Source organism: Pseudomonas aylmerensis (assembly GCF_001702265.1).
Lineage (GTDB): Bacteria > Pseudomonadota > Gammaproteobacteria > Pseudomonadales > Pseudomonadaceae > Aquipseudomonas > Aquipseudomonas aylmerensis.
In genome coordinates, this window is record NZ_MAUE01000047.1 from 58,791 (window position 1) to 85,145 (window position 26,355).

Here is a 26,355-nt window from a genome sequence, read left to right on the forward strand (position 1 = left end):
TCTGGAATACACCTACGGCTGGCTCACGGGCCTGCCGACAATAACCATCGTTCCAAACAGACCGGGCCTGCTCAATCTATGCGAATGCGCCTTATGTTACTGGGCGGCGGGAATGCCCTCGGGCAGGCGCTGATTCGCCTCGGTGCAGAGGAAGACATTGGTTTCCTCGCACCCAAACCGCCCACCGACGGCTGGGATGCCGCAAGCCTCACCCAATTGCTCGACGACACCCGTCCCGATGCGTTGATCAACCTCGCCTACTATTTCGACTGGTTCCAGGCCGAGGCTGTCAGCGAAACCCGCCTGGCTGCCCAGGAGTTCGCCATCGAACGCCTGGCCGAACTGTGCCAGCACCACAACATCACCTTGCTGCAACCGTCCAGCTACCGCGTGTTCGATGGCTCCCGCGCCACCGCCTACAGCGAAAAAGACGAGCCGGTGCCCTTGGGCCTGCGCGGCCAGGCGCTGTGGCGTATCGAGCAAAGTGTGCGCGCCACGTGCCCGCAACATGTGCTGCTGCGCTTTGGCTGGCTGCTGGATGACAGCATCGACGGCACGCTCGGGCGCTTCCTCGCGCGGGCCGAGAAGCCGGATGAATTGCTGATGGCAGATGACCGTCGCGGCAACCCGACGCCGGTGGACGACGCCGCGCGGGTGATCATCTCGGTGCTCAAGCAACTCGATTGTGCCGCGCCGCTGTGGGGCACTTACCACTACGCCGGGCATGAGGCGACCACGCCGCTGGCCCTGGGCCAGGCGATCCTGACCGAGGCGCGCAATTTCCACCCGCTGGCTATCGAGGCGCCCACCGCCCAGGCCCACGCGGCCCGGCCGGATGCCGGCGACGAACCGCAGCACGCGGTGCTCGCCTGCAAGAAAATCCTCCACACCTTCGGCATCAAGCCACGGGCGTGGCGGGCGGGGTTGCCGGCGTTGCTGGATCGGTTCTACCGGCACGGCTGACCCAACCCCAAAACCAACGTGGGAGCGGGCGGGTGTGGGAGCCGGGCTTGCCCGCGATAGCATCGCCTCGGTCTGTCAGTTGCACCGAGGCGATGCTATCGCAGGCAAGCCAGCTCCTGCACCCGCCCGCTCCCACATAGGTTATGCAGCGTGAGTGGAACCTGGGTTAGAACTTGTAGCCGATGCCCACCATGTACACCATCGGGTCCACATCAACGTTTACCTTGGCGCGAGTGCCAGGTGCCACGGCGTTGTTTTCCACGGTCGCCTTGGTGCTGATGTCGATGTAGCGCGCCTGGGCGTTGATCATCCACTTGTCGTTGATCATGTAGTCCGCGCCGATCTGCGCCGCCCAGCCCCAGGAGTTCTCGGCCTTGAAGTTGCTGAAGCCTTCGCCCTGTGCGCGGCTGCCGACGTGTTCGTCGTAGATCCAGGTGTAGTTGATACCGGCGCCCACATACGGTTGGAACGCAGACTTGTTGTCCAGCGGGTAGTACACGACGCTCAGGGTCGGCGGCAGGTGTTTGAGGGTGCCGAGCTTGCCGTTGGCCGGGCTCAGGGCGGTGCCTTTGATCTTCACGTCGTGCTCGAACGGGGTGGCCGCCAGCAGCTCGATGCCCACGTGGTTGGTCAGCATGTAGGCAAAGTTCAAGCCCAGCTGGGTGTCGCTGCTCATGGTCGCCTTGCCGCCCAGGTTGGCGCCCGCCAATGGACCCTGGTCAACCTTCACGTGACCGCTGTCGGCTTTCGGGTTCACGGTGATTGCACCGGCGCGCACCAGAATATCGCCCGCTTCGTGAGCGTGGACGACCGGGGCGGCGAGGGCGAGCGCGAAGAGGGACGCGCCGAGCAGAGACTTGTTCATGGGAGCTCCAAAAGGACGTTTAAAAGTTGTACGTCCAATGGTAAAGATCGTTCCGCTCGATCTTTTGACTCAGCTCAATGAAAGGTCGATCAGCGCTATTGCGGCAGTTCGTAGATGTAAATCTTCTCGGCGTCCATCTGGTAACCGGCGTCGGCCAGCTCGCTGGTGGACGGTTTGACCTGCATCGCGCCTTCGATCCAGTACGGCTGGTACAGCTCATCGAGCTTCACGCCGACTTCGCTTTTCACATGCACGATCTGGTTCGACGGCGGCGGCGGTACATGGATGCACGCGCCGAAATACGGCACCAGCAAGAACTCGGTGGTGCGGCCTGCTTCGCTGACTTCCAGCGGCACGATATACCCCGGCAGACGAATATGCTGGCCATCGAGGCCCTGTACCACCGGCGCGTGGGGCATTTCCTGCTTGGCCGCTGGCGCCGACTCCAGCGCGTCGGCCATCCCGGACAAGTTGTGCAGCGGCTGCATGTTCGGTATTTCCGGTTCGGCATCCGGCGGGATCAGCTCCGACCAGGTCAGCTCTTTAGGCTCATCGGCCCAGGCCGGCAGGGCCATCAGCAGAAACAGTGCAAACAGGACGCGACGCATCAAAGCCTTCCTCATAAACGTATGGACAGGCCATCGGCCAGGGATTGTCGATAGGCGCGCCACGCGGGCACGCTGCCCATCAACAGCGCTGCGCCGAGGATACCGGCCAGCAGCGTCCATTCATATTCGCTCGGCCACGACATCGGCAGGTCCAGGCCGTAATTGGCCTGCAGATACCCGCGCGACGCGGCGATGCACACGTACAGCAGGCCGACCCCCGCGATCACGCCGGACAACGCCAGCGCGAAGGCTTCGAAGATCAGCAAGGTCGCGATATGCCAGGGCCGTGCGCCCACCGAACGCAGGATCGCCATTTCGCGGCGGCGTTCGTTGAGGCTGGTGAGGATCGCCGTGAGCATGCCGATCAGCCCGGTCAGCACCACGAACAGCGAGATCACGAACAAGGCTTTTTCGGCGGTGCCCATCATGCTCCACAGCTCCTGCAGCGCCACGCCCGGCAGGATCGCCAACATCGGCTCGCCACGGAACTCGTTGATCTCGCGTTGCAGCGCGAAGGTGGAAATCTTGTTGTTCAGGCCGAGCATGAACGCGGTGATGGCCTGCGGGGTGAGGTCCATGTTGCGCGCCTGGTCGGCGCTGATGCGGCCTTTGCCCTGGGCGGGCACGCCGTTGTGCCAGTCGATGTGGATCGCTTCCATGCCGCCCAGGCTGATATGCAGCGTGCGGTCCACCGGTGTGCCGGTGCGCTTGAGGATGCCGACCACGGTGAACGGCTTGTCATCGTGCTTCACCAGGCTGACCACCGCCACGCCGTGGGCCAGTACCAGCTTGTCGCCGAGCTTGTAATGCAGCGCATCGGCGACTTCGGCGCCGAGCACCACCTCGAACGGGTCAGTGGCGAAGGCGCGGCCGCTGGCCAGTTCGAGGTTCTGCTTGCGGCCGTACTGGTAGTGCTCGAAGTAGGATTCGTTGGTGCCCATCACGCGGTAGCCGCGGTGGGAGTCGCCCAGGGAAATCGGGATGGCCCATTTCACCTGGGGGCTGGCGGCGAAGTGTTCGTAGCTGTCCCAGCGGATGTTGTTGGTGGCGTTGCCGATGCGAAACACCGAGTACAGCAGCAGGTTGACCGAGCCGGAGCGCGCGCCGACGATCAGGTCGGTGCCGCTGATGGTGCTGGCAAAGCTGTTGCGCGCCTCAACGCGCACGCGTTCCACCGCCAGCAGCAGGCACACCGACAAGGCGATGGCGAAGGCGGTGAGGATCGCGGTAAAGCGGCGGTTCGCCAGGCTGGCCATGGCTAGACGGAACAAATACATCTCAAACCTCTGCGGGCGTGGCGGCGCGATTGAGTTCGGCCAGCGACAGGTTGCGGTCGAACAGCGGCGCCAGGCTCTGGTCATGGCTGACAAACAACAGGCTGGCACCGGCCTCGCGGCATTCGGCGAACAGCAACTGGATGAAGGCTTCGCGGGCGTCGTAGTCCAGGGCCGAGGTGGGCTCGTCGGCGATCACCAATTCTGGCTGGCCGATCAACGCACGCGCGGCGGCAACCCGTTGTTGCTGGCCGATCGACAGCGAGTCGGCGCGGCGCTCCAGCAAGTCCCGGTCCTTCAAGCCCAGGTGCGCGAGCAGGGTGGCAGCGGCCTGGTCGACACTGCCGTGGCGCTGGATCGCCCGCTGCGCACGCAGCTTGGAAAAGTGGCAGGGCAGCTCGACGTTTTCGCGCACCGACAGGAACGGCAGCAAGTTGAACTGCTGGAAGATGTAGCCGGTGTGGTCGACGCGAAAGCGGTCGCGGGCGCCGGCCGAGAGTTCGGTCAGCTCCTGGCCGAGCAGGCGAATGCTGCCGCGGCTGGGCTTCTGCACGCCGCCGAGCAGGCCGAGCAAGGTGGTTTTGCCACTGCCGCTCGGGCCCTTGAGAAACAGGGTTTCCCCTGCTTCCAGGCGGAACGCGGGGATGTCCAGCAACTGTGGGTGGCCGGGCCAGTTGAAGCCCAGGTCAGACAGTTCGATTAACGCTTGGGTCATGGGGAGTCAGTGGTCTGGTTTGATTTGGATGATGACACCGATCGAGTGTGGGAGCTGGCTTGCCTGCGATTCAAGCGACGCGGTGTGGCAGAAACACCGCGTCGATGCTATCGCAGGCAAGCCAGCTTCCACCTTGACTGAGGCATGAACTCAAAATTTCAGGGTAGCTGCCTGTGCCGTCGCTTCCACACCTTGCTGGCCGCTCGGGCCGATCAGTTGTACCTGGATTTTCTGCGTGGCAGGGAAAGTCTTGAACACCTGGCTCAGGTCCAGGTTGCTCAGGGCTGTCGGCGTGGCGCAGGTGAATTGGTAATGCGCGTGGATTTCGCTGTGGTCGTGATGATGCTCGTGGGCGCCGTCTTTGGCGTCGTGATCGTCATCATCATCGTCGTGGTCAACTTCGGGCTTGTCGCCGAACAGTGGGCTGTTGAGTTCCTGGGTGCTCACGACGCAACCGGCACTTTTGGGCAGGTTGAACAGGGCGACAGGGTTTTCCAGCTGCTTGCGTGCAGCGGCGACCTTGGCCTTGTCTGCAGCGGTGGTGGCCAGGTGTTCGAAGCCCACCAGGTTCATCGCCGGGCTGTCCAGCTCAAGCTCCAGGGCCTGGCCGTCGAGTACGGCATTGAGGCGACCGACGCCGTGTTCGTGGGCACCCAGGCTACCGTGCTCGTGTTCATGGTCGTGCTCGTCGGCAGCATGGGCGATGGCGAGTGGCAACAGGGCAAACGGCAAAGCAAGCAGCAGACGGCGCATGAGAAGGCTCCAGAACATGAAAGTTTTGTTATGTGATCTTATAACAATAGTGCCGAGAGTTTGACCGCCCGCTTGGCGTTGCGCAAGCCGCATGGGAGCATGCCCGTCAGAAAAGTGCAGGAGTAAGGACGATGTTGCGAATTCGTGGAACCGTCGGCGACCTGCCGGTGGACTTGACGCTGGAACTGGATGACGGCGATTGGGCGCGACTCGGCGCGCAGTTGCAGGCTGCGCCCGTGAAGAGCGCGGCTGCCGCGTCGGTGGCGCCGGCCAAGCACAATGACGACCAGTGGCAGAGCGCCCAGGACCTGCTGCGCAACGCCGGCCAGCTGAACGGCCTGGAGTTGCTCGACCAGCTTGAAGGTTTGGCGGGCGACGCGTCGGCGGGCAAGCGCCTGCTGGTGCGCCTGCGCCATAGTGCCAAGGTCAAGGTGAGCAGCGGCGGGGATACGCCGCTGTACAGTTGGATCGGCGATTAGTACAGCGCGGCAAACAGCTTGCGGCGGTACGCGGTCACCAGCGGGTGATCATTGCCCAGCAGTTCGAACACCTGCAGCAAGGTCTTGTGCGGCAAGCCTTCGCTGTAGCTGCGATTGCGGATAAACAGCTTGAGCAAGCCTTCGAGCGCCGCGTCGTACTGCTGGCGCGCCAGTTGCTGGATGGCCAGTTGATAAGCCGCTTCGTCGTCCTGCGGGTCTTGCGCCAGGCGGCTTTTCAAGTCGGCAGCGTCCGGCAGGTCGGCGGCCTGGCGCAGGAAGGTGATTTGCGCCTTGGCGCCGGCGAGGGCGGCCTTGTGATCGTCGCTCTTGACCGCGTCCAGCACAGTCTGGGCTTCACCCAGCTCACCGCGCTCGGCCAGGCAGCGCGCATACAGGATCAACGCCGCGGCGTTGGTATTGTCCTCGCCCAGCAGCGCTACCAGCACCGCTTCGGCATCGCTGATGCGGCCGTCGGCAAACAGCGCCTGGGCCTGCTCCAGCGGATCTGCCGCGGCCGGTGGTGGCATCTGCACATGCGGCTCCAGCATCGCCCGCACCGCCGACTCCGGCTGCGCCCCGGCAAAACCGTCGACCGGCTGGCCATCCTTGAACAGCACCACGGTTGGCAGGCTGCGAATGCCAAACCGCGCGACGATATCCTGCTCGGCATCGCAATCGACCTTGGCCAGCAGCAACTCGCCCTGATAGCTCTCGGCGATCTGCGCGAGCATCGGCATCAGCGCCTTGCACGGCGCGCACCACTCGGCCCAGAAATCCACCAGCACGGGTTTTTCGAAGGAGTTCTGGATCACTGCCTGATCAAAGTTGGCGGTGGTGACATCGAAGATGTACGGCGTGGGCTCACTCATGGGGCGTCTCGAATAAAGCGGGAATGGGGCAACTATAAGGGCTGGCGCGATTGGCTGAAAGCGTGTCCGGCAGGCGAATGCGCTCACCTGCAGGCGCCGGCTTGCCGGCGATGGCCTCAAGAACGCCGCGAATGGTACAGGCTCACCTTGCGAAACTCCCAAGGCTCCGCCAAATCCGGCAACGTCAGCGCATCCAGGATCTCCAGCCGCTGGTAATCCGGATGCTGGAAATCACGCACGCGCGAATCCGCCACCAACGCTTCGCGGCCTCGGCTCAGGAACTGGTCCAGCAGCGGCAGGTTGGCCCGATCGTAGAGCACGTCGGCGACCAGGATCAGGTCGAAGCGGTCGGCTTCGGCGAAAAAGTCCGCCGAGTAGCTCAGCTCTACACCGTTGAGCTCGGCATTCGCCCGGCAGGACGCCAACGCCAGCGGATCCAGATCGCAGGCCACCACTTCCAGCGCTCCGGCCTTGAGCGCCGCAATCGCGGCCACACCGGAGCCGGCGCCGAAGTCGAGCACGCGTTTTCCCGCAACCCATTGCGGGTTGGCCGCCAGGTAGCGTGCCAGAGCCAGGCCGCTGGCCCAGCAAAAGCTCCAGTAAGGCGGCTCGTGCAGGATGCGCCGGGTTTCTTCGGGGCTGAAGGCGCGGTCCATGTTGTCGGCGTCAAGCAACCACAACGACAACTCGGTGCCCGGCAAACGGCAGGGCACCAAGTGCGCGTCGCCGATCAGCTCGCTCAGCGCGGCTTGCAGGTCCAGCGGTGGCGTCATGGTGCCTTGACGAGTTGCAGGGGGCCGGTGGTCTGGGTGATCGGCTGGGTGATGCGCACGGCGGGCAGGTGCAGGATCAACTGGCCGGACTGGCTGGCGCGACCGCGCAATTCAACCCGCGCACCGGCCGGGAAGGCTTCGGGGTTGTAGCGCAGGCGGAAGGCGAGCGGCTGGCCGTTGCCGGTCAGCACACTGCTGGCCAGCAGTTGTTGCGGGCGCGAACGGTCATCGATGACCAGCAGCGCCATCTCGACTTCGGCGCCGGCGGGCACGTTGGTCAGGCTGCCGCTGATTTCACGCTGGTAGGCGGGCAGGGGGCCGAGGTCCTCGATGCCTGGGACTTTTTTCTCTTGCGCGGGCGTGGGTTGAGGCGCGGCCGGCTTGGGGGCTTCGCTGCTGCAGGCGACCAGGAAACTGAACAGGGTAAGCAAAACAAGTGGTCGTAACTGCATGTACGGCTCCAGAAAGGACAAAATCCGTGGCTTAAAAAATATGAAACATAATAGTCAGCCTATATACCGTAAAGGCTATGGCTTGTCTTGCCACGGGGATGCGCTACCATGGCCCTCCCTTTTTTTGTTGCCTGCCACCATGCACTGTCCCTTCTGCGGTGCCAACGACACCAAGGTCATTGACTCGCGTCTGGTCGCCGAGGGCGATCAAGTGCGTCGCCGGCGCGAATGCCTGGCCTGCGGTGAACGTTTCACCACCTTTGAAACCGCCGAACTGGTGTTGCCACGGCTGATCAAGTCCGACGGCAGCCGCCAGCCCTTCGACGAAGAAAAACTGCGCGCCGGTATGCAGCGCGCCCTGGAAAAACGCCCGGTGAGTGTCGAGCGGCTGGAAGCGGCGCTGGTGCATATCAAGCACAAGCTGCGTGCGACCGGCGAGCGCGAGGTCAAGAGCCTGGTGGTTGGAGAGTTGGTGATGGGCGAGCTGCAAAAGCTCGACGAAGTCGCCTATATCCGTTTCGCTTCGGTGTATCGACGCTTCCAGGACCTCAATGAGTTCCGCGAAGAGATCGACCGCCTGGCCCGTGAGCCGGTCAAAGAATGAACCCACCTTCTGCTGAACAGGCCGTCCTCGACGCCCATTACATGGCCCGCGCCCTCGAATTGGCGCGCAAGGGCCTGTACACCACCCATCCCAATCCTCGGGTCGGCTGCGTGATTGTGCGCGATGGGCAGGTGGTCGGCGAAGGCTGGCATGAACGCACCGGCGAACCGCATGCCGAGCCCAACGCCCTGCGCGCCGCCGGTGACAAGGCGCGTGGCGCCACCGTGTACGTGACCCTCGAACCTTGCAGCCACCATGGCCGCACGCCGCCGTGTGCCGACGCACTGGTGAGCGCCGGCGTCGCGCGGGTGGTCGCCGGGATGCAGGACCCGAACCCGGAAGTGGCCGGGCGGGGCATGCAGCGCCTGGCTCAGGCAGGTATCGAGGTGCACAGCGGTGTGCTCGAGGCACAGGCGCGTGCGCTGAACCCCGGGTTTCTCAAGCGCATGGAGCATGGCCTGCCCTTTGTGCGGGTCAAGCTGGCGATGAGCCTCGACGGTCGCACCGCAATGGCCAGCGGCGAAAGCCAATGGATCACCGGCCCGGCTGCCCGCGCCGCCGTGCAGCGTCTGCGCGCCGAGGCCAGCGTGGTGCTGACCGGCGCCGACACAGTGCTGGCCGACGGCGCCCGCCTGACCGTGCGCGCCGCCGAGCTGGGCCTGGATGCGGACACTACGGCACTCGCCCTGTCGCGCCCGCCGCTGCGTGTGTTGATCGACGGGCGCCTGCGGGTGCCGCTCAATGCGCCGTTCTTCAAGGCGGGCCCTGCGCTGGTGATCACCTGCGTGACCCCGGAAAACCAGTTTCCGCGCGGGCCCGAGTGCCTGGTGGTGCCGGGCGTGGACGGCCAGGTCGACCTGCGCTCGGCACTGCTGGCGCTGGCCGCCCGTGGCGTCAACGAAGTGTTGGTGGAGGCCGGCCCAAGCCTGGCCGGTGCGTTTGCCCAGCAGGGGCTGGTCGACGAGTATGTGATTTTCGTCGCCGGCAAGTTCCTTGGCTCCGCCGCGCGGCCTTTGCTGGACTGGCCGCTTGAGAAACTCGCCGACGCCCCCCAACTCAAGATCACTGAAATGCGCGCGGTAGGCGACGACTGGCGAGTCACTGCCGTCCCGCTTCCACCCGCGAGCGTATAATTCTGACCGGGCGCTCAAGTGCCCGCACCGTTTTCCAGGAGAAGGCCATGTTCACCGGCATTATCGAATCCATCGGCAGCATCCGCGCCATGACCCCCAAAGGCGGCGACGTGCGCCTGCTGGTTGAAACCGGCAAGCTCGACCTCGGCGACGTCAAGCTGGGCGACAGCATCGCCGTCAGCGGCGTGTGCCTGACCGTCATCGAACTGCCGGGCAACGGCTTTGCCGCCGATGTCAGCCGGGAAACCCTGGACTGCACCGCGATGAACGACCTGAAGGCCGGCAGCCCGGTCAATCTGGAAAAAGCCCTGACCCCGACCACCCGCCTCGGTGGCCATCTGGTCAGCGGCCACGTCGACGGCGTCGGCGAAGTGGTTGCCCGCAGCGAAAACGCGCGTGCCGTGGAATTTCGCATCCGCGCGCCGAAAGAGCTGGCCAAGTACATCGCCCACAAAGGCTCGATCACCGTCGACGGCACCAGCCTGACCGTGAACGCCGTGAATGGCGCCGAATTCGAACTGACGATTATTCCCCACACCCTCAGCGAAACCATCATGGCGTCCTACCAGCCGGGTCGCCGGGTGAACCTGGAAGTCGACTTGCTTGCCCGTTACCTGGAGCGCCTGTTGTTGGGCGATAAGGCCGCAGAGCCAACTGCCGGGAACATCACTGAAAGTTTTCTGGCCGCTAACGGCTACCTGAAATCCTGACCAAGGGGGTGCCGCGTGGCGCTCAATAGCATCGAAGAACTGGTTGAAGACATCCGCCAAGGCAAGATGGTCATCCTGATGGATGACGAAGACCGCGAGAACGAAGGCGACATCATCATGGCCGCCGAGGCCTGCAAGCCCGAGCACATCAACTTCATGGCCAAGCACGCCCGTGGGCTGATCTGCATGCCCATGAGCCGTGAGCGCTGCGAACTGCTCAAGCTGCCGTTGATGGCGCCGCGCAATGGGTCGGGCTTCGGCACCAAGTTCACCGTGTCGATTGAGGCGACCACCGGCGTCACCACCGGTATCTCGGCCGCCGACCGCGCGCGCACCGTGCAAGCGGCTGCCGCGAAAGACGCCAAGGCTGAAGACATTGTCAGCCCCGGCCATATCTTCCCGCTGATGGCCCAGCCGGGCGGGACCCTGGCGCGCGCCGGCCACACCGAAGCGGCCTGCGACCTGGCGCGCATGGCCGGTTTCGAGCCGAGCGGGGTGATCTGCGAAGTGATGAACGACGACGGCACCATGGCCCGTCGCGCCGAACTCGAAGCCTTCGCCGCTGAACACGGCATCAAGATCGGCACGATTGCCGACCTGATTCACTACCGCATGATCCACGAACGTACCGTTCAGCGGATTGCCGAGCAGCCGCTGGACAGCGAACTGGGCCAATTCAACCTGGTGACCTACCGTGATTCGGTGGCAGGCGACGTGCACATGGCCCTGACCCTGGGCACCATCTGCGCCGACGAACCGACCCTGGTGCGGGTGCACAACATGGACCCGCTGCGCGACCTGCTTATGGTCAAGCAACCGGGTCGCTGGAGCCTGCGCGCCGCCATGGCTGCGGTTTCCGAGGCCGGCAGTGGTGTGGTGCTGTTGCTCGGCAACCCGGTGGATGGCGACGTCCTGCTCGCGCATATTCGCGAAACCGCCGAGCATGCCCAGGTCAAGACGCCGACCACCTACAGCATCGTCGGCGCCGGTTCGCAGATCCTGCGCGACCTCGGTGTGCGCAAAATGCGCCTGATGAGTGCGCCAATGAAATTTAATGCGATATCCGGTTTCGACCTGGAAGTTGTAGAATACGTGCCCTCCGAATAAAGGCTGGCGATTCCTGCCCCTTGTTCGCGGTTAAATCATCACTGAGGGACGCACTTTTCGCGTCCCGGCTCTTTAAGAGATTTGTCGAATGACCCTGAAGACCATCGAAGGTACCTTCATCGCCCCCAAAGGCCGCTATGCCCTGGTGGTTGGCCGCTTCAACAGCTTCGTGGTTGAAAGCCTGGTAAGCGGTGCCGTGGACGCCCTGGTTCGCCACGGTGTGAGCGAGAGCGACATCACTATCATCCGTGCGCCTGGCGCCTTCGAAATTCCACTGGTTGCGCAAAAAGTTGCACAACAGGGTGAATACGCGGCGATCATCGCCCTGGGCGCGGTCATTCGTGGCGGTACTCCGCACTTCGAATACGTGGCTGGCGAATGCACCAAGGGCCTGGCCCAGGTGTCCATGGAGTTCGGCGTGCCGGTTGCGTTTGGCGTGCTGACCGTGGATTCCATCGAGCAAGCCATCGAGCGTTCCGGCACCAAGGCCGGTAACAAAGGCGCTGAAGCTGCCCTGTCCGCCCTGGAAATGGTCAGCCTGCTGTCGCAGTTGGAGGCCAAGTGATTTCCGACGAGAGCGATCAGTTCAACCCTCAGGAGCCACGTCCTGCGGATGCCGGCAAGCCCTCCAAGAGCGAGAAGCGTCGCAAGGCGCGTCAGCTCGCGACCCAGGCGCTGTACCAGCGTCACCTGGCAGGCGCTTCGCTGAACGAAATCGAGGCACAGTTTCGTGTCGACAACGACTTTACGTTCGCCGACCAGAGCTACTTCCACGACATCCTGCACGGCGTCCACGCCAACCTGACCGAGATCGATACGGCCCTGGCACCTTGCCTGGACCTGACCATCGAGGAACTGGACCCGGTTGAACTGTGCGTCATGCGCCTGTCCACCTGGGAACTGCTCAAGCGCGTCGATGTGCCGTACCGAGTGGTGATCAACGAAGGGATCGAACTGGCGAAAGTCTACGGTTCGACCGACGGCCACAAGTTCGTCAACGGCGTGCTCGACAAGCTGGCCCCGCGCCTGCGCGAAGCCGAAGTGAAGGAACACAAGCGCTAAGCCGCGCTTGAGTTCCCATGGGTGAGTTTGAGCTGATCCACACCTACTTCGCCGCCGCGCCGTGTGCGCAGGGCGGCGAAGGCATTGCCCTGGGGATTGGCGATGACTGCGCCCTGCTGGCGCTCCCTGCCGGGGAGCAGCTGGCAATCTCCACCGATACGTTAGTGGCCGGCGTGCACTTTGCCGACCCCTGTGACCCGTTCCTGCTCGGCCAGCGCTCGCTGGCCGTGGCGGTGAGCGACCTGGCCGCCATGGGCGCCCACCCCCTCGCGTTTACCCTTGCCCTGACGACACCGACGGTCGATGCCGATTGGCTGCAACGCTACGCCCAGGGTTTGAACGCCATGGCGCAGCGCTGCGGTGTGGGCCTGGTGGGCGGCGACACCACACGCGGGCCGTTGAGCCTGACCCTGACCGTGTTTGGTCGTGTACCCGCCGGGCAGGCGCTGACCCGCAGCGGTGCGCAGCCGGGCGACCTGCTGTGCGTGGGCGGTGAGCTCGGCAATGCCGCCGGTGCCTTGCCGCTGGTTCTGGGGCAGCGCAGCGCCGACGCGGCCATCGCCGATCCGCTGCTGGCCCATTACTGGTCGCCGCAGCCGCAGTTGGCCCTGGGGCTGGCGTTGCGTGGCAAGGCTACGTCCGCGATGGATATCTCCGACGGGCTGCTTGCCGATTGCGGGCATATCGCCAAGGCATCGGCCGTCAGCCTATTGATCGAGCGCGAGCGGTTGCCGTTGTCGGCGCCGCTGCTGGCGTTTGTCGGTGATGAAGCCGCGCGCGTGGCGGCCTTGAGCGGGGGCGACGATTATGTCCTGGCGTTCACCCTGCCACCTGTCGAGTTGGCGCCGCTGCTGGCCGGCGGCTGGCCGATCCATGTGATCGGCCGGGTCGAGGCGGGGCAGGGCGTGACGCTGCTGGATGCCGCCGGGCAGGACATCACCCCGGCCGTTCGCGGCTATCAGCATTTTCGCGAGGCGCCCTGAGTCGGCGAGCTGCGCTACCCTCTATAGCGTTATCACGGATGCAAGGCTTTGCAGGAGGTCGTCACCATGGATGTGCGCCGCTGGCTGCTGATACTGCTGTGTGCTGTCGCGGCGCCCACCCTGGCGCGGGAAGTGCCGGTGGTGCCCGGCAAGGTGCTGCTGGCCAGTGAGGCCTGGGACGACTACACCAACGCCGACGGCAGCGGCCTGGCCTGGGATGTGCTGCGTCAGGTGTTCGAGCCTGCGGGGATCAGGCTGCAGACCCGCACCGTGCCCTATACCCGTTCGGTCGGCCTGACCCAGCGTGGCGAGGTGGATGGCTGGGTCGGTTCCTATCGCGAAGAAGCCCAGGGGGTGTTGTACCCGCACTGGAACTTCGATTCCGATCATATCTACGCCCTCGGCCTGGCCAGCACCGCGACGCCGACCGTGGCCACCCTCGGCAATTACCGCCTGGCCTGGGTGCGCGGCTACAAGTACGAGGAGTACTTGCCCAATGTGCACCGTTTCGACCAGATCCAGCGGCGCGATGGCATTCTGCCGATGCTGCTGCACGGCCGGGCCGACTTCTACATCGATGCCCTGACCGAAGTTTCCTACGTCCTCAAGCAGGCCGACGACCCGGCGCGCTTCAGGCTGACGCATATTGCCGAACTGCCGTTGTATGTCGGGTTTGCCGACAACGAGCGTGGACGGGGGTTAATGGCACTGTTCGACCAGCGCATGGCGACCCTGGTGAAAAATGCCGAGCTGAAGCCGATTTTCGAGCGCTGGAAACAGCCGTATCCGTTCTGACCTGCATAGAACCGGGATGAAGGCCAATCGAACCGATTGATCTTTATCAGCGATAATTCAGCTTAAGCGTCTGTAGGAACCTGCTGTTACAATGGCCGCCACTGTAAAAACTGAAATCAGGAGCACACGGTGCCCGTCGTTTTCGTCGCTGCTTCCAAGCTGCCTACCCCTTTTGCCACGTTCACCATGAACGGCTTTCTCGAAGAAGCCACCGGTCGCGAGCACGTTGTGCTCAGCCTGGGGGATATCGCTGATGGCGCGCCGGTTCTGGGGCGCGTGCACTCCGAATGCCTGACCGGTGACGCGCTGTTCAGCCAGCGCTGCGACTGCGGTTCGCAACTGGAAGCCGCGCTGCAGGCCATCGCCCGTGAAGGCCGTGGCGTGCTGCTGTACCTGCGTCAGGAAGGCCGTGGCATTGGCTTGCTGAACAAGATCCGCGCCTACGAGCTGCAGGATGGCGGCGCCGATACCGTCGAGGCCAATGAGCGCCTGGGCTTCGCCGCGGACCAGCGTGACTACGCGATCTGCCTGCCGATGCTCGAGCACTTGGGCGTCAAATCCCTACGCCTGATGACCAACAACCCGCGCAAGGTCAAGGCCTTGACCGAGATGGGCATCACTGTGGCCGAACGCGTGCCGCTGCACACCGGGCACAACCCGCATAACAAACTCTACCTCGCGACCAAGGCCAGCAAGCTCGACCACATGATGGGCAACGAGCATCAGGGCGAGGTCGATCGCGCGTGACCCGCGGCCAGGTGAAACGGCGACTGTCCTTCAACTGGTGGCAGTACCTGGCCCTGGCGCTGCTCCCGCTGTTCGTGATCAACCTGGTGTTTGGCCAGGCCGAGTCCCTGCTGCCGGTGCTGGCGATGCCATTCTTTATTGCCGGCGTGGCTTCGATGTTCCTCAGCCTGCGCTATTTTCACGGCTATAAACACGCGCTGATCGCTACCGCCAAAGCCCTCGATACCGCCGAAGAGCCGGCTGCCTGGATCACCCTCGCGGCCCGCCGGCGCACGGCGTTGCTGGTGGCTGCCATACCCGCGTGGATCGGTGCGCTGGCGGTGTTCGTCGGCCTGGAAGCGGTGCCGCTGTTTCTGCTGGCGCTGTCGACCCTGGTGCTGTTCTACCTCTACCGCATTCCCCGTCAACTGGGATGAAGCGTCACTGGCTGGCGGTCCTGCTGCTGGCGCTGAGTGCCCCGGCGTGGGCGGCCGAGCGCGTAGTGAGCCTGGCGCCATCCTTGTCTGAAATCGTGGCTGAACTGGGCGCTGCCGACCTGCTGGTCGGCGTGCTCGATGGCGGTGAGCGCCCGGAAGCGCTGGCCAACGTGCCGTCGGTTGGCAAGTACGGCCAGTTGGACATGGAGCGCCTGCTCAGCCTCAAGCCCGACCTGATCCTGCTCTGGCCCGGCAGCGTCGGCCCGGCCCAGCGCGAGCAGCTGCAGCGCCTGAACATCCCGGTTTTCGTCGCCGAACCGCACAGCCTCGAACAACTCACTACCCAGGTCCAGACGATTGCCGAACAGCTGGGCCGCGCCGAGGCCGGCCGGCAACTGGCCGTGCAGTTGCGCCAACGCCTGGCCGAATTGCGCCAGCGTTATCAACGTGCCGCGCCATTGCGGGTGTTTTACCAGGTGTGGGACCAGCCGCTGTACACCGTGGGCGGCGGGCAGATCATCAGCGATGCGTTGAATGTGTGCGGCGCGCGCAATGTGTTCGACGATCTCAAGCTGCCCGCGCCGCAGGTCAGCATCGAGTCAGTGTTGCAGCGTGATCCCGAGATGATCCTGGTGGGTGATCCGGCTCAGCTGCAGGCCTGGAAGGTCTGGCCGGCGATGGCAGGACGGGTGCGCGTGGTGCCGGATAAAGGCTTGGAACGGCCGAGTGGGCAGATGCTGGAGGCGGTGGGGCGGTTGTGTGAGGTGATTGCGCCGAGCCGGTGAGACCGCTATCGCCGGCACAGACGCCTCACATCTCAGGCGTCCAGGTCACCCCAAACATCCACACCCGGCCTTCTTCGCGATAATCGTGATTGTTCAGGAACGCCGGGTCGTTGTAGCTGTACATCGCGCGGGCGTACGTCTTGTCCAGCAGGTTATCGACCTTCACCGACAGCAACACTTCACGGTTCAATGCCCAACTGCTGCGCAGCCCCAGCAGCGCATAACCGCCCAGGCGATTGCGATTGTCTTCATCGTCGTAGCTGCTGCTGATCGCCTGCCAGCTGGCACCCAGGCCCAACTTATCGAATTGACGATCCAGGTCCAGGCTCACTGTGCGCCGCGCCCGGCGGGCCAGGGTGTGGCCGCTGTCGCGGTCGCGCGGGTCGATGACGGCGAGGCCAAGGTTGCCTTGCCAGCCGAACAGGTCCTGCTTGAGCGCCGCTTCAAACCCGTTGATGCGCGCCGACGCCACGTTCTGCGGCTTGCCGGTGCGATCGAGGATGATCGCATCGCTCAAGTCGGTGCGGTACAGCGAGGCTTCCAGGCGTGTGCTGTCAGTCAATTGGCTGCGCCATTGCAGCTCGTAGCTCTTGGAGGTTTCGGGTTGCAGGTCGGGGTTGCTGTATTGCGTCTGCGGGTAATACAGGTCGTTGAAGGTCGGCGCACGGAAGCCTTCGCTGTAGCTCAGCAGCAGGTCATTGTCGGGGTTGACCGGCACGGTCAGGGTGCCGCTCCAGCTGTTCTGGCTGCCGAACTGCTGGTTCTGGTCGCGGCGCAGGCCCAGCTCGGTGGAAAACCACTCCCCGCGAAAGCGATGCTGCACAAAGGCGGCACGGTTCCAGCGGCTGTTTTCGGTAAAGGTGGTGGAGCCGTGGAAGCGGTCTTCGTACCAGTCGCCGCCGAGGATCAGGCTGTTTTGCTCATTGATCGTCAGGTCGTTCTGCCAATTGACCGAGTCGCGATAGGTGTTGAACACACTGGAGTCATCGCTGAGGGTATCGCGCTTGGTATCGCGATTTTCGCTGTGGCCCAACTCCAGGCGAGATTGCCAGTGCTGATTGAGCGTGGCGTCGACATAGCCGCTGGCGCTGCTGACGGTGTAATCGGTGTAGGGCTTTTGCCCAACGGTCTGGCCAGTCGCGACGTCGTAGCGGCCGAAGCTGTTGTCGTACTCCGATTTACCGCGGTTATCCAACAGGTTGAAACCCGCCTCCAGCGTGTCGCTGAACGCGTGGCTGAGGTTCAGGCTGAGGGACTGATTGCGGTAGGCATCATGATCGCCATCGCTGGGAAACGATTGGTGGGTCGAATTGATGCCCGCGGTTTCATCCAGGCTCGCACCCAGGTTGAAGCGCGTGTGTTCGTCGCCGCCGGATACGCCGAGGCTGCGCTCCCACGTCCCGTTGCTGCCAAACCCGAGCTTCATGCGCGGTTGCAGGCCTTGCTCGGCGTTGCGCCGGGTAAACACCTGGATCACCCCGCCAATCGCGTCGCTGCCGTAGATCACCGAGCGCGAGCCGCGCAGCACTTCCACCCGCTCGATCTGGTCGACATTCAAGTACTGCAGGCCGCTGTCGCCGGAGGTGGTGTTGGCGATGCGCTGGCCGTCCACCAGCACCAGGCTTTGTGCGGATTTGGTGCCGCGAATGTAAATGCCCGGCAAGCTGCCACGGCCACCGGTGGGCGCGACTTGCACGCCGGGCACGCGGCTGAGCAGGTCGGTGAGGCTGGTGGGCTGCAGGCGGTCGATGTCGTCGCGGGTGAATACGGTGTTGGCAGCGCTGCTGTCGTTGCGCGCCTGGACCTGGCGGTTGGCGCTGATGACGACGTCGGGGAGTTTCAGGGCGTCGTCGCGCTCGAAGGTATCGGCGAGCAGGTCGTTGGCGGGCAGGAGAAGTAAGGGCAGGGCGAAGCGAAGGCGACTCATGGGCTGTCCATTGCATTTGAACACGGCACGAAACCAATGCAGGCGCTGGTTTGCCTGCGATGCAGGCACCTCGGTTTTTCAGTGAGGCCGAGGTGATGCTATCGCAGGCAAGCCAGCGCCTACAGGTGATTCGGGGTTACAGGCCGAGCAGTGCCAGGCGCTCGCGCACCGATGCTTCGATGCCGGCCTCATCCAACCCGCACTCAGCGAGCATCTGCGCCGGCTTGGCATGTTCGACGTACACATCCGGCAAGCCCAGGTGCAACACCGACTTGAGGATGTTCTCGCGCGCCAGGAACTCGCTGACCGCCGCACCAGCGCCACCCATGATGGCGTTTTCTTCGACAGTCACCAGCAACTCATGGCTGCCGGCGATTTCGCGCACGAGGGCTTCATCCAGGGGTTTGACGAAGCGCATGTCGACCACGGTCGCGTCGATTTTATCGGCGACTTTCAAGGCTTCGGCCAGCTGCACGCCGAACACCAGGAACGCAGTCTTGCTGCCTTGGCGACGCACGATGCCCTTGCCGATCTCGATAGGCTCGAGGTCTTTCTCGATCACCGCATTCGGGCCGTTGCCACGTGGGTAGCGCACGGCAGCCGGGCCGTTGTACAGGTGGCCGGTGCTGAGCATCTTGCGCAATTCGTTTTCGTCGCTCGGTGTCATCACCAGCATGCCGGGGATGCAGCGCAGGTAGGACAGATCGAAGCTGCCGGCGTGCGTCGGGCCGTCTTCGCCGACCAAACCGGCGCGGTCGATGGCGAACAGCACGTCGAGGTTCTGCACCGCCACATCGTGGACCAGTTGATCATAGCCGCGTTGCAGGAAGGTGGAGTAGATCGCGACCACTGGCTTGGCGCCTTCACAGGCCATGCCGGCGGCGAAGGTCACCGCGTGCTGCTCGGCAATCGCCACGTCGAAGTAGCGCAGCGGGAAACGGTCGCTGAAGGCAACCAGGTCGGAGCCTTCCTTCATTGCCGGGGTAATGCCCACCAGGCGCGGGTCGGCGGCGGCCATGTCGCACAGCCATTCGCCGAACACACCGGAATACTTCGGCCCGCTGGCTTTTTTCGGCGCGGCAGCGGGTGCATCGACGGGTTCGAGCTTGGTGATCGCGTGGTAACCAATCGGGTCGACTTCCGCCGGGGCGAAACCCTTGCCCTTCTTGGTGACGATGTGCAGGAACTGCGGGCCCTTGAGGTCACGCATGTTGCGCAGCGTGGCGATCAGGGTCGGCAGGTCATGGCCGTCGATCGGGCCGATGTAGTTCCAGCCCAGCTCTTCGAACAGGGTGCCGGGGACCAGCATGCCCTTGGCATATTCTTCGGTACGGCGGGCAATTTCCCACGCGCCGGGCAGACGCGAGAGCACTTTCTTGCTGCCTTCGCGCATGCTGGCGTAAGTACGGCTGGAGAGGATCTTGGCCAGGTAGTTGGACAGGCCGCCGACATTGCGCGAGATCGACATGTCGTTGTCGTTGAGGATCACCAGCATGTTGGCGTCCACTTCCGGCGCGTGGTTCAGCGCCTCGAAGGCCATGCCGGCGGTCAACGCGCCGTCGCCGATCACGGCAATCGCCTTGCGGTCGCTGCCTTGCAGGCGGGCGGCAATGGCCATGCCCAGCGCTGCACTGATCGAGGTGCTGGAGTGGCCGACGCCAAAGGTGTCGTACTCGCTCTCGGAGCGACGCGGGAAGGCCGCGATCCCGTCCTTCTGGCGCAGGGTGCCCATGCGCTCGCGACGGCCGGTAAGGATTTTATGCGGATACGCCTGGTGGCCCACGTCCCACACCAGCCGGTCGTCCGGGGTGTCGAACACGTAGTGCAACGCGATGGTCAGCTCGATGACGCCCAGGCCGGCACCGAAATGCCCACCGGTCTGGCCGACCGTGTAGAGCAATTCCAGGCGCAGTTCATCGGCCAGGGTTTCCAGCTCGGCTTCACCCAGTCGACGCAGGCCGGCCGGCGTGGCAGCACGGTCGAGCAGGGGCGTGGACGGGCGCTTGCGGGGAATCTCTTGGAACGTCGTGGGCATCAGGCGAATCGTTATAGGTATAGAAGAGGCGGCAGTTTACCTCAAGCATCGCAAACTGCCCACGCAGAGCGCCGAACTTGGCTGATATGCGGCTGCAATAGCCGCCGTTATCAGTGGCGGCGTTCGACGATATACCGCGCCAGGCCGCGCAGGGGCTCGGCCGCCGCGTCGAAAGGTCGCAGGGCGTCCAGGGCCTGGTCACGCAGTTCCAGGGCATAGGCCTTGGCGGCTTCAAGGCCGAGCAACGCAGGATAAGTCGGTTTGTCCCGTGCGATATCCGCACCTTGGCGCTTGCCCAGGGTGGCGGTGTCACTTTCTACGTCGAGAATATCGTCCTGCACCTGGAACGCCAGGCCGATGGCCCGGGAATAGGTGGTCAGGGCCGCCAATTGCGCGGCTTCGGCACGCCCGCTGGCCAGGGCGCCGAGGTGCACGGCGGCTTCGATCAGTGCGCCGGTCTTGTGGCGATGCATGTGCTCGAGGGCTTGCTGGTCCAGCTTGAGGCTGACCGAGCCCATGTCGATCGCCTGCCCGCCTACCATGCCTGCCGGGCCTGCGGCGTGGGCCAGGGCGGTGACCATGCGCAACCGGATCTCGGCGTTGACGCTGCTCAGCGCCGGGTCCAGCAACGCGCTGAACGCCAGGCTCTGCAGGCCATCGCCGGCCAGGATCGCATAGGCTTCATCGAACGCTTTGTGGGTGGTCGGCTGGCCGCGACGCAGATCGTCGTCGTCCATCGCCGGCAAATCGTCATGCACCAGGGAATAGGCGTGAATCAGCTCCACCGCACAGGCCGCGCCATTCGCCTCTTCGGCAGGCGCCCCCAGGGCTTCGCAGGCCGCGTAGGCCAGCAGCGGGCGCACACGCTTGCCGCCATTCATCACGCTGTAGCGCATGGCTTCATACAGGCGCGTCATTTCCGGGCTTGGCGCAACAAACAAGGGCTCCAGCGCCGCATTTACCCGGGCTTGGCTACTGGCCTGATACGCGTCGATCATTCCGGCTGTTCCGCATCGAAAGGTTCTTCGGCCAACTCCCCGTCACGTTCCAGCAGCACCTGCACCTTCTGCTCCGCCTGCGCCAAGGCGCTCTGGCAGTCGCGGGTCAGGCCGATACCTTGCTCAAACGCCGTCAGCGAGTCTTCCAGCGACAGCTCGCCGTTCTCCAGACGCTCGACCAGGGTTTGCAGGTCGGCGAGGGATTGTTCGAAATCGAGTGCAACTTTTTTGCGGGCCATGGCGGCTATTCCGGTAGACGGTAAACCGGCGCGACACTAGCAGACATGGGGATTCTGGGCAAATGAGTGGGGTGTCACTCGCCCCCTGTATTGACCTGATAACGCGTGCTGCGGCCGCCTCCGGGGAGGCGGACCAGGCAGTTTTTTTCCAGCAGGTCCGCCAGGTGTCGCGTCGCTGTCGCCTTGGAGACCTTTGCCACCGCCTGGTACTGCGCCGCGCTGATGCCGTGCTCGAAGCCCTTCTCACCACTGTCGAGCAGGCGATTGAGGACCTTGATCTGTTCAGCCGACAAAGGACGGTCGCGGTGTTGCTGCCAGAAACGACTTTTTTCCAGCACCCGGTCAATCCGCGCCATGGCCTGCTGCACGCTGCGTAACAGGGTTTTAAGGAACCACTCCAGCCAGGCAGTGATATCCAGGGAGGACTTCTGGCTGCATTCCAGCGCGTTGTAGTAGCCGGTGCGGTCTTCGAGGATGCTGGCTGACATGGCATAGAAACGGATGGCCTGGTGTTCACCCTGGGCCAGTGCCAAATCGGTGATAGCGCGTGTCAGGCGACCATTGCCGTCATCGAAGGGGTGCAGTGTGACAAACCAGAAGTGCGCGACGGCGGCGCGTACCAATGGGTCCAGTTCCGGCTGATCGCGGCTGGTTTCGAACCACTCCAGGAAATCCGCCAGTGCCTGCTCCAGTCCCAGACGTGGCGGGGCCTCGAAATGCACGGTCGGCCGATCAAGCCGGCCCGACACCACTTGCATCGGCTCATCTCCCCTCAAGGATCCAATACTGAGCGTTCGAGCGGCATAGCTCGCTTCCGGGGCCGGGAACAATAAGTGATGCCAGTTCAGTAGGCGGGCGAGGGTAAACGGCTGGGTGAATTGTTGAGTGGCATCCATCATCAACTCGGCGAGGCCTTCGCTGCGGCGGCTTACCTGACCGTCTTCCATCGCTTCCAGGCCCATCCGCCTTGCCAGGGACGAGCGCACTGAGCCGACATTCAACTGCTCACCCTCAATCGCCGAGGACGTCAGGATATTTTGCAGCAGCGCATCCAGTTCATTCTGTGCGCTGACTGCCTGGCTGACGGAGCCGAGCATGCCCAACAGCTTGCCTTGGGCTTGTCCGCATTCGCGCAGTAAAGCCGCGAGGCGAGCGGGTTGCCAGTGGAAGTGAGGCCAGTCGGCGTGTTGCCAGATCCAGTACGGATGAGCCATGGTGGAATGCCTGGGTGCGTGAGCCGAATAGAGAGGTTATTCAGCTCATTTGGTGAGCCGATTGTGCTGCGGATTCGGCTCAGGGTCTAGTCTGGTGATCGGTGTTTTCTGTAGTTTTTGTGATGTGAAGTTTTGACTTATGCTTCTTGGAGCATATATCGATCAGCAACCAATAGAAGATTACATACCTGGCATCGCTCACCATAAAGCAGTAGCTTTCTCGTCCAACTAGGTTGATATTTTGTACGTATAGAGTGTTTTAGAAACGGCAGCGCCATTCAATGCATGGGGCTTTGTAGTGTAGAGGGTTTTAATAGTGTGAAGTCGATATCTCCCTTAAATGAAATGCAAGCAATCCAATCTGGATTTCTCTGAAGAATATATGTATGTCGTGGTATTTTGGAGAAGACTCTGAGTGCTTCTTCTGGTTGTTGGATATTTATGCAATACGCTTCGTCACAAACCGAATCACCCACAATAATTATCTTATTGTCGGCGATTTTTATTATTTTCCTGGCCAGTCGTGAGGTTGCCAAGTTCGGGAGGTTGTCCGCAAACTTAATGCTTTTGTGCAGTTTGTTTCAGGCAATCTTGCTTCCTGAAAAAGGTATGTTTTCATTAGGTTCTCTAACAATGGAAGCGTGGTCATTTGTGGGTGGAATATCAAAGGCAATATTCTGGGATTTCAGCTCCGTAATTAGCTCGTAATCAAAATAGCTAATTTTTTTTGCGAACCTTCCAAGCAGATCGTAACGGTAAGTAGCGGTTTGCTCATTAGGAGTATTGATCAGTGTTTCATACGTTGGGTGGTCGCTAAAATTTGAATTTTTGATCTGGAAAGGCTGTTGCGTTTTCAATCATATCTTTTCAACGCTGTATCCTTCTGAAGTTACTATAAAAATAATCTCTCTGCTCGTGGTTGCTTTGAAGCAATAAGTTTCCGTATTTTGCAGAGGGGTAATGCATTTTGCGTCTTCTAAAAGCGTAGGGTCTCCTTCTTTAAAAAGGCCATCTGTTTCGGTTCCAATCGCGCTAATGCCTTTGAATGCTACGGGATTGTGAAAGGTGATTAGTAGAAGTTCATCTTGCTGGTTGGTAAAAACCATCAGTAATTCGTTACGCTTGCACGTTACTTGTTGAATGGTTCCCTTCGAGACTTCCGGTACTTCTGTTTCAGGTGTTTTTTTATTCAAGGGTTGATCGGGTTTCCAAAATTTCAAGTCGGAAAAATGTCTCTCTATATCATCCAGTTCGTCATCGCCGAGAGAGTCGTCAAAGTGTTGAGAAATTATCGTGCGTACCTTTGACAATCGTTGGGTAACGGCACAGTCATCGATAAAGTCAGTGGTCGCTTTGCGATACTCTTCCAGCGCGCCAGGTTTTTCAGCATAAAAGCTGCCCATTTTGTGTAGAGATATAAGTATGTATTCAATTTCTTTAAGGGCGTCAAGTGCTTCTTTTCCGGTAAGAACTATTTTTTGATTTTGCTCTAGCATTACTTTCTCCTCGTAAAGGTAGGGTTGTTTAATGTCAGGTTACTTTTTACGGTTAGTTCCATGGTGCTGTATCTGGGGTTTTTTACCAGTTCTAATTGTGACTCAGGTACGTCCGTTTCAATGTAATCTCGGCCTTTGCTTTTGTCGATCTGATATTTTTCCTGTGCATCTCTAGGACTTAGCACTTTGCTCTTTGCAGGTTCGAGATAGACTCTGTTGTTATCTTGGGCCAATATCACTCCTGTTTTTTCAATTCCTTTTGAGCCTGCTCTGCTTGTGTAATGCCGTACTCTGACGGTGGTGTCTTGTTTTGACGCGGGAGCGGGGAGCGTTGGCTCGCCATTGTTAGCTTTTGCGTGCTTTGTTGGGCTCTCAGCGTTGTAGGATGGTTTACATCCATCCCCACCTGGGCAGACGCTCAGTCCCAGGGGATCCACCCACCCAGTAGGGTTGGGCGCGTACAAGTACGCATTGATCCCGCCGCCCAACTTCACCGGGTCCGGCGTCAGGTAGCGACCAACATCCGGATTGTAGTAGCGATGACGGTTGTAGTGCAGTCCGCTTTCCTGATCAAAGTACTGACCCTGAAAACGTAGCGGGTTGTCGATTGTGCCTTTGTCGAGTCGGCTGATCTGGCCGTAGGCGCGGTAATGCGCGGACCAGACGATGGCGCCGTCGGGGTCGGTGAGTTCCTGCGGCGTGCCAAGGTGGTCGAGTTGGTAATGATAGGGCTTGGTATCTTTTGGGCCGAAGCCTTCCAACAAAACCAGCGGGCGAAAGCTGTCCGGTTCATAGAGATAGCTGCGATGGCGATCCGCATGGTGCTCGGCAATCAGCCTGTCGCCTTGCCAGAAAAACTCCGTCGTTATGCCTTCAACGGTTTTGCTGATGCGTCGCCCAAACGGGTCATAGCGATAGCTGGCGGTTTGGCCGTTGGGTTGGGTGAGGCCTATCAGCCGATGCTGGCAGTCGTAGCGGTATTCGGTGACGAGTTGATGGCCTTTGCCACGCCGCTCGCGGATGAGATTGCCGAAGGCGTCATAGTCGTAGTGGCGGTCGCCCTGGATCATCAGGCGGTTGCCGGCAACGATGTCGGGGCCGGGGCGGTCTTGCATGAGCAGGGTGCCGGCCGGGGTGTGGCCGAAGCGTTCCTGCAGGTCTTGGGAATGGTCGGCGCGGGTGAGGCGGCCTAGTGGGTCGTAGTGGTAGTGGTGTTCGCCTTTGCGGGTGTCGAGCAGGCGGGTGAGGTTGCCGGATTTGTCGTAGTCGTACTGGCGTTGGTAAAGGGTGTGCTGCTGTTGACTGACGGCATGAGCGTGCAGGCGCTGCTGGTCGTCGTAGTGGTAGTGGCTGATCAACTGGCCTTGTTGGCGTTGGTGTTCCTGGCCGGCTTTGAATAGGTGAGCAGTAAGGACTTCACCGTTGAGTTCGACGGTGGATAGGTGGCCGCCCTTGGCGTGATTGAACCCCACGCGATTGTTGTCGGGCAGACGCAGGTATTGCAGCTGCCCGCAGGCATCGTAGCCATAGCGCAAGGTGCCCCAGCCCTGGTGTTCGGCGGTGAGGCGGTTTTGCGCATCGTATTCGTAGGCGAGCGCCCAGTGGCCATCGTCGACGCTAAGGAGGTTGCCTTGGCGGTCGTAGGCATAATCAACGACGCTGGCATCGGGAAGTACTTTTCGTACGAGACGGCCAGCGTGATCTCGCTCATAACGGGTAACCAGCTGACTGCCATCGTCGCCGTGCTCGGTTTTTTCCTGCAGGTTGCCGTTGAGGTCGTAGGCATAAGCCGTCCGTTGGCCGTCAAAGCCGACTTCCTGCTGGATCAGGCCATTGAGGTGATAGTCGAGTGTGTAGGTCTCGCCGACCTCGTTTTCGATCTCGGTCAGCAACAGCCGCACGTTGTCGTAACGGTATTTAACCTGGCTGCCATCGGCATTGATGCGCCGACTGATCAGGTGCAAGCCATCGGCGTATTCGTAGCGGGTGACATGCCCCAGCTCATCACGCTCGGAGGTGATCTTTCCGTAGGGGTTGTAGCTGTATTCCCGCGCCGCACCACCTGGCAACATGACACGAGTCAATCGGCCGACGCTGTCCCACTGATACTCGGTCAGCGCCCCATGCTCATCCTCACGCGCCACCTGCCGCCCGAGATCGTCATAGCGGTAGCGCTTGACGCCGCCATTTGGCAGTTGTTCTTCCAGCAGATGACCACGCTCATTCCACACCAGTCGATGGCAGCTGTTGTCGGGAAACCAGACCCCGGTCAGTTGTCCCTGCTTGTCGTAGCTGTAGTCCGTTACGTTGCCGTCGGGATCAGTCTTACGAACGATATCGCCCTGATCATTAC

The 26,355-nt window shown here is 62.1% G+C and carries 29 protein-coding genes; 13 read left to right on the top strand and 16 right to left on the bottom strand.

Annotated features, from left to right (window positions below; genetic code table 11):
- The first annotated feature begins 78 nt into the window (after positions 1–78).
- The gene (locus BBG20_RS30115) at positions 79–963 is read left to right on the top strand and encodes a sugar nucleotide-binding protein (RefSeq protein WP_083221509.1); all 885 of its coding nucleotides are present in this window, start codon (positions 79–81) and stop codon (positions 961–963) included.
- A gap of 166 nt (positions 964–1,129) precedes the next feature.
- Here BBG20_RS30115 and BBG20_RS30120 read toward each other — a convergent pair whose 3' ends face one another.
- The 5 genes from BBG20_RS30120 to BBG20_RS30140 form a co-directional block, all read right to left on the bottom strand.
- A complete protein-coding gene (locus tag BBG20_RS30120) occupies positions 1,130–1,828 on the bottom strand; it encodes an OmpW/AlkL family protein (protein WP_065909955.1) in 699 nt (232 codons plus the stop codon).
- Between the two features lie 95 nt (positions 1,829–1,923).
- Positions 1,924–2,436 carry a DUF3299 domain-containing protein gene (locus BBG20_RS30125; RefSeq protein ID WP_065909956.1) on the bottom strand — a complete coding sequence of 171 codons (513 nt, stop codon included), beginning with the start codon at positions 2,434–2,436 and terminating at the stop codon, positions 1,924–1,926.
- An 11-nt stretch (positions 2,437–2,447) separates the two neighbouring features.
- Positions 2,448–3,713: an ABC transporter permease gene (locus tag BBG20_RS30130; protein WP_065909957.1), complete on the bottom strand. Its 1,266-nt coding sequence runs from the start codon at positions 3,711–3,713 to the stop codon at positions 2,448–2,450.
- 1 nt (position 3,714) lies between these two features.
- The gene (locus BBG20_RS30135; protein WP_065909959.1) at positions 3,715–4,425 is read right to left on the bottom strand and encodes an ABC transporter ATP-binding protein; all 711 of its coding nucleotides are present in this window, start codon (positions 4,423–4,425) and stop codon (positions 3,715–3,717) included.
- A gap of 150 nt (positions 4,426–4,575) precedes the next feature.
- A complete protein-coding gene (locus tag BBG20_RS30140) occupies positions 4,576–5,178 on the bottom strand; it encodes a DUF2796 domain-containing protein (protein ID WP_065909961.1) in 603 nt (200 codons plus the stop codon).
- Between the two features lie 131 nt (positions 5,179–5,309).
- Between BBG20_RS30140 and BBG20_RS30145 the strand changes: the two genes are divergently transcribed.
- The gene (locus BBG20_RS30145; protein ID WP_065909963.1) at positions 5,310–5,657 is read left to right on the top strand and encodes a hypothetical protein; all 348 of its coding nucleotides are present in this window, start codon (positions 5,310–5,312) and stop codon (positions 5,655–5,657) included.
- On the opposite strand, the gene trxA is transcribed toward BBG20_RS30145, so the two are convergent.
- The 3 genes from trxA to BBG20_RS30160 all read right to left on the bottom strand — a co-directional run bounded on the left by trxA (position 5,654) and on the right by BBG20_RS30160 (position 7,751).
- Positions 5,654–6,526, bottom strand: coding sequence for a thioredoxin (gene trxA / locus BBG20_RS30150; protein ID WP_065909965.1), 873 nt, complete (start codon positions 6,524–6,526; stop codon positions 5,654–5,656). The two genes, BBG20_RS30145 and trxA, sit on opposite strands and share 4 nt — an antisense overlap.
- Before the next feature lie 116 nt (positions 6,527–6,642).
- The gene (locus BBG20_RS30155; RefSeq protein WP_065909966.1) at positions 6,643–7,299 is read right to left on the bottom strand and encodes a class I SAM-dependent methyltransferase; all 657 of its coding nucleotides are present in this window, start codon (positions 7,297–7,299) and stop codon (positions 6,643–6,645) included.
- Complete coding sequence (locus BBG20_RS30160; protein ID WP_065909967.1) at positions 7,296–7,751, bottom strand: YbaY family lipoprotein; 456 nt, start codon at positions 7,749–7,751, stop codon at positions 7,296–7,298. Before BBG20_RS30160 ends, BBG20_RS30155 begins: the two co-directional genes overlap by 4 nt.
- A 139-nt stretch (positions 7,752–7,890) precedes the next feature.
- On the opposite strand from BBG20_RS30160, the gene nrdR reads away from it, so the two are divergent.
- The 11 genes from nrdR to BBG20_RS30215 all read left to right on the top strand — a co-directional run bounded on the left by nrdR (position 7,891) and on the right by BBG20_RS30215 (position 16,093).
- Positions 7,891–8,355: a transcriptional regulator NrdR gene (nrdR, locus tag BBG20_RS30165; protein ID WP_016978538.1), complete on the top strand. Its 465-nt coding sequence runs from the start codon at positions 7,891–7,893 to the stop codon at positions 8,353–8,355.
- Positions 8,352–9,488, top strand: a complete 1,137-nt coding sequence (gene ribD, locus BBG20_RS30170; protein WP_065909969.1) for a bifunctional diaminohydroxyphosphoribosylaminopyrimidine deaminase/5-amino-6-(5-phosphoribosylamino)uracil reductase RibD — start codon at positions 8,352–8,354, stop codon at positions 9,486–9,488. The genes nrdR and ribD overlap by 4 nt, the downstream gene beginning before the upstream one ends.
- Before the next feature lie 47 nt (positions 9,489–9,535).
- Positions 9,536–10,198: a riboflavin synthase gene (locus BBG20_RS30175; RefSeq protein WP_065909971.1), complete on the top strand. Its 663-nt coding sequence runs from the start codon at positions 9,536–9,538 to the stop codon at positions 10,196–10,198.
- A 15-nt stretch (positions 10,199–10,213) separates the two neighbouring features.
- Positions 10,214–11,305: a bifunctional 3,4-dihydroxy-2-butanone-4-phosphate synthase/GTP cyclohydrolase II gene (ribBA, locus tag BBG20_RS30180; protein ID WP_065909973.1), complete on the top strand. Its 1,092-nt coding sequence runs from the start codon at positions 10,214–10,216 to the stop codon at positions 11,303–11,305.
- 88 nt (positions 11,306–11,393) lie between these two features.
- Positions 11,394–11,870 carry a 6,7-dimethyl-8-ribityllumazine synthase gene (ribH, locus tag BBG20_RS30185; RefSeq protein WP_003176356.1) on the top strand — a complete coding sequence of 159 codons (477 nt, stop codon included), beginning with the start codon at positions 11,394–11,396 and terminating at the stop codon, positions 11,868–11,870.
- A complete protein-coding gene (gene nusB / locus BBG20_RS30190) occupies positions 11,867–12,367 on the top strand; it encodes a transcription antitermination factor NusB (protein ID WP_044269051.1) in 501 nt (166 codons plus the stop codon). Before ribH ends, nusB begins: the two co-directional genes overlap by 4 nt.
- A gap of 17 nt (positions 12,368–12,384) precedes the next feature.
- Positions 12,385–13,350, top strand: coding sequence for a thiamine-phosphate kinase (gene thiL, locus BBG20_RS30195; RefSeq protein WP_065909975.1), 966 nt, complete (start codon positions 12,385–12,387; stop codon positions 13,348–13,350).
- Positions 13,351–13,416: 66 nt separating this feature from the next.
- Positions 13,417–14,145 carry a substrate-binding periplasmic protein gene (locus BBG20_RS30200; protein ID WP_065909977.1) on the top strand — a complete coding sequence of 243 codons (729 nt, stop codon included), beginning with the start codon at positions 13,417–13,419 and terminating at the stop codon, positions 14,143–14,145.
- Positions 14,146–14,274: 129 nt separating this feature from the next.
- Positions 14,275–14,892: a GTP cyclohydrolase II gene (ribA, locus tag BBG20_RS30205; protein ID WP_065909979.1), complete on the top strand. Its 618-nt coding sequence runs from the start codon at positions 14,275–14,277 to the stop codon at positions 14,890–14,892.
- Complete coding sequence (locus BBG20_RS30210) at positions 14,889–15,308, top strand: MFS transporter (RefSeq protein WP_065909981.1); 420 nt, start codon at positions 14,889–14,891, stop codon at positions 15,306–15,308. Before ribA ends, BBG20_RS30210 begins: the two co-directional genes overlap by 4 nt.
- A complete protein-coding gene (locus BBG20_RS30215; RefSeq protein ID WP_065909982.1) occupies positions 15,305–16,093 on the top strand; it encodes a cobalamin-binding protein in 789 nt (262 codons plus the stop codon). Before BBG20_RS30210 ends, BBG20_RS30215 begins: the two co-directional genes overlap by 4 nt.
- A gap of 25 nt (positions 16,094–16,118) precedes the next feature.
- Here BBG20_RS30215 and BBG20_RS30220 read toward each other — a convergent pair whose 3' ends face one another.
- The 8 genes from BBG20_RS30220 to BBG20_RS30250 form a co-directional block, all read right to left on the bottom strand.
- Entirely contained in the window at positions 16,119–18,020 is a 1,902-nt protein-coding gene (locus BBG20_RS30220; RefSeq protein WP_065909984.1) for a TonB-dependent receptor domain-containing protein, read from the bottom strand.
- Positions 18,021–18,156: 136 nt separating this feature from the next.
- Positions 18,157–20,055: a 1-deoxy-D-xylulose-5-phosphate synthase gene (gene dxs / locus BBG20_RS30225; protein WP_065909985.1), complete on the bottom strand. Its 1,899-nt coding sequence runs from the start codon at positions 20,053–20,055 to the stop codon at positions 18,157–18,159.
- A 110-nt stretch (positions 20,056–20,165) separates the two neighbouring features.
- Positions 20,166–21,053 (bottom strand): (2E,6E)-farnesyl diphosphate synthase, encoded by an 888-nt coding sequence (gene ispA / locus BBG20_RS30230; RefSeq protein WP_065909986.1) that lies wholly within the window; start codon positions 21,051–21,053, stop codon positions 20,166–20,168.
- Entirely contained in the window at positions 21,050–21,292 is a 243-nt protein-coding gene (locus tag BBG20_RS30235) for an exodeoxyribonuclease VII small subunit (RefSeq protein WP_003176346.1), read from the bottom strand. Before BBG20_RS30235 ends, ispA begins: the two co-directional genes overlap by 4 nt.
- Positions 21,293–21,366: 74 nt before the next feature.
- Entirely contained in the window at positions 21,367–22,506 is a 1,140-nt protein-coding gene (locus tag BBG20_RS30240; RefSeq protein WP_065909989.1) for a Fic family protein, read from the bottom strand.
- 581 nt (positions 22,507–23,087) lie between these two features.
- Positions 23,088–23,363, bottom strand: a complete 276-nt coding sequence (locus BBG20_RS32845; RefSeq protein ID WP_141697329.1) for a hypothetical protein — start codon at positions 23,361–23,363, stop codon at positions 23,088–23,090.
- Positions 23,364–24,002, bottom strand: coding sequence for a hypothetical protein (locus BBG20_RS33370; RefSeq protein ID WP_065909991.1), 639 nt, complete (start codon positions 24,000–24,002; stop codon positions 23,364–23,366).
- Positions 24,002–26,355 (bottom strand): RHS repeat-associated core domain-containing protein (locus BBG20_RS30250; protein ID WP_177343969.1); only part of this gene is annotated, 2,354 nt, incomplete at its 5' end. The genes BBG20_RS33370 and BBG20_RS30250, both read right to left, overlap by 1 nt.

Excerpts from the sequence above, each read along its gene's own strand:
- BBG20_RS30115 (WP_083221509.1), top strand. The coding sequence starts at position 79 with ATGCGAATGCGCCTTATGTTACTGGGCGGCGGGAATGCCCTCGGGCAG.
- BBG20_RS30120 (WP_065909955.1), bottom strand. The coding sequence starts at position 1,828 with ATGAACAAGTCTCTGCTCGGCGCGTCCCTCTTCGCGCTCGCCCTCGCC.
- BBG20_RS30125 (WP_065909956.1), bottom strand. The coding sequence starts at position 2,436 with ATGCGTCGCGTCCTGTTTGCACTGTTTCTGCTGATGGCCCTGCCGGCC.
- BBG20_RS30130 (WP_065909957.1), bottom strand. The coding sequence starts at position 3,713 with ATGTATTTGTTCCGTCTAGCCATGGCCAGCCTGGCGAACCGCCGCTTT.
- BBG20_RS30135 (WP_065909959.1), bottom strand. The coding sequence starts at position 4,425 with ATGACCCAAGCGTTAATCGAACTGTCTGACCTGGGCTTCAACTGGCCC.
- BBG20_RS30140 (WP_065909961.1), bottom strand. The coding sequence starts at position 5,178 with ATGCGCCGTCTGCTGCTTGCTTTGCCGTTTGCCCTGTTGCCACTCGCC.
- BBG20_RS30145 (WP_065909963.1), top strand. The coding sequence starts at position 5,310 with ATGTTGCGAATTCGTGGAACCGTCGGCGACCTGCCGGTGGACTTGACG.
- trxA (WP_065909965.1), bottom strand. The coding sequence starts at position 6,526 with ATGAGTGAGCCCACGCCGTACATCTTCGATGTCACCACCGCCAACTTT.
- BBG20_RS30155 (WP_065909966.1), bottom strand. The coding sequence starts at position 7,299 with ATGACGCCACCGCTGGACCTGCAAGCCGCGCTGAGCGAGCTGATCGGC.
- BBG20_RS30160 (WP_065909967.1), bottom strand. The coding sequence starts at position 7,751 with ATGCAGTTACGACCACTTGTTTTGCTTACCCTGTTCAGTTTCCTGGTC.
- nrdR (WP_016978538.1), top strand. The coding sequence starts at position 7,891 with ATGCACTGTCCCTTCTGCGGTGCCAACGACACCAAGGTCATTGACTCG.
- ribD (WP_065909969.1), top strand. The coding sequence starts at position 8,352 with ATGAACCCACCTTCTGCTGAACAGGCCGTCCTCGACGCCCATTACATG.
- BBG20_RS30175 (WP_065909971.1), top strand. The coding sequence starts at position 9,536 with ATGTTCACCGGCATTATCGAATCCATCGGCAGCATCCGCGCCATGACC.
- ribH (WP_003176356.1), top strand. The coding sequence starts at position 11,394 with ATGACCCTGAAGACCATCGAAGGTACCTTCATCGCCCCCAAAGGCCGC.
- thiL (WP_065909975.1), top strand. The coding sequence starts at position 12,385 with ATGGGTGAGTTTGAGCTGATCCACACCTACTTCGCCGCCGCGCCGTGT.
- BBG20_RS30200 (WP_065909977.1), top strand. The coding sequence starts at position 13,417 with ATGGATGTGCGCCGCTGGCTGCTGATACTGCTGTGTGCTGTCGCGGCG.
- BBG20_RS30215 (WP_065909982.1), top strand. The coding sequence starts at position 15,305 with ATGAAGCGTCACTGGCTGGCGGTCCTGCTGCTGGCGCTGAGTGCCCCG.
- BBG20_RS30220 (WP_065909984.1), bottom strand. The coding sequence starts at position 18,020 with ATGAGTCGCCTTCGCTTCGCCCTGCCCTTACTTCTCCTGCCCGCCAAC.
- dxs (WP_065909985.1), bottom strand. The coding sequence starts at position 20,055 with ATGCCCACGACGTTCCAAGAGATTCCCCGCAAGCGCCCGTCCACGCCC.
- ispA (WP_065909986.1), bottom strand. The coding sequence starts at position 21,053 with ATGATCGACGCGTATCAGGCCAGTAGCCAAGCCCGGGTAAATGCGGCG.
- BBG20_RS30235 (WP_003176346.1), bottom strand. The coding sequence starts at position 21,292 with ATGGCCCGCAAAAAAGTTGCACTCGATTTCGAACAATCCCTCGCCGAC.
- BBG20_RS30240 (WP_065909989.1), bottom strand. The coding sequence starts at position 22,506 with ATGGCTCATCCGTACTGGATCTGGCAACACGCCGACTGGCCTCACTTC.
- BBG20_RS33370 (WP_065909991.1), bottom strand. The coding sequence starts at position 24,002 with ATGCTAGAGCAAAATCAAAAAATAGTTCTTACCGGAAAAGAAGCACTT.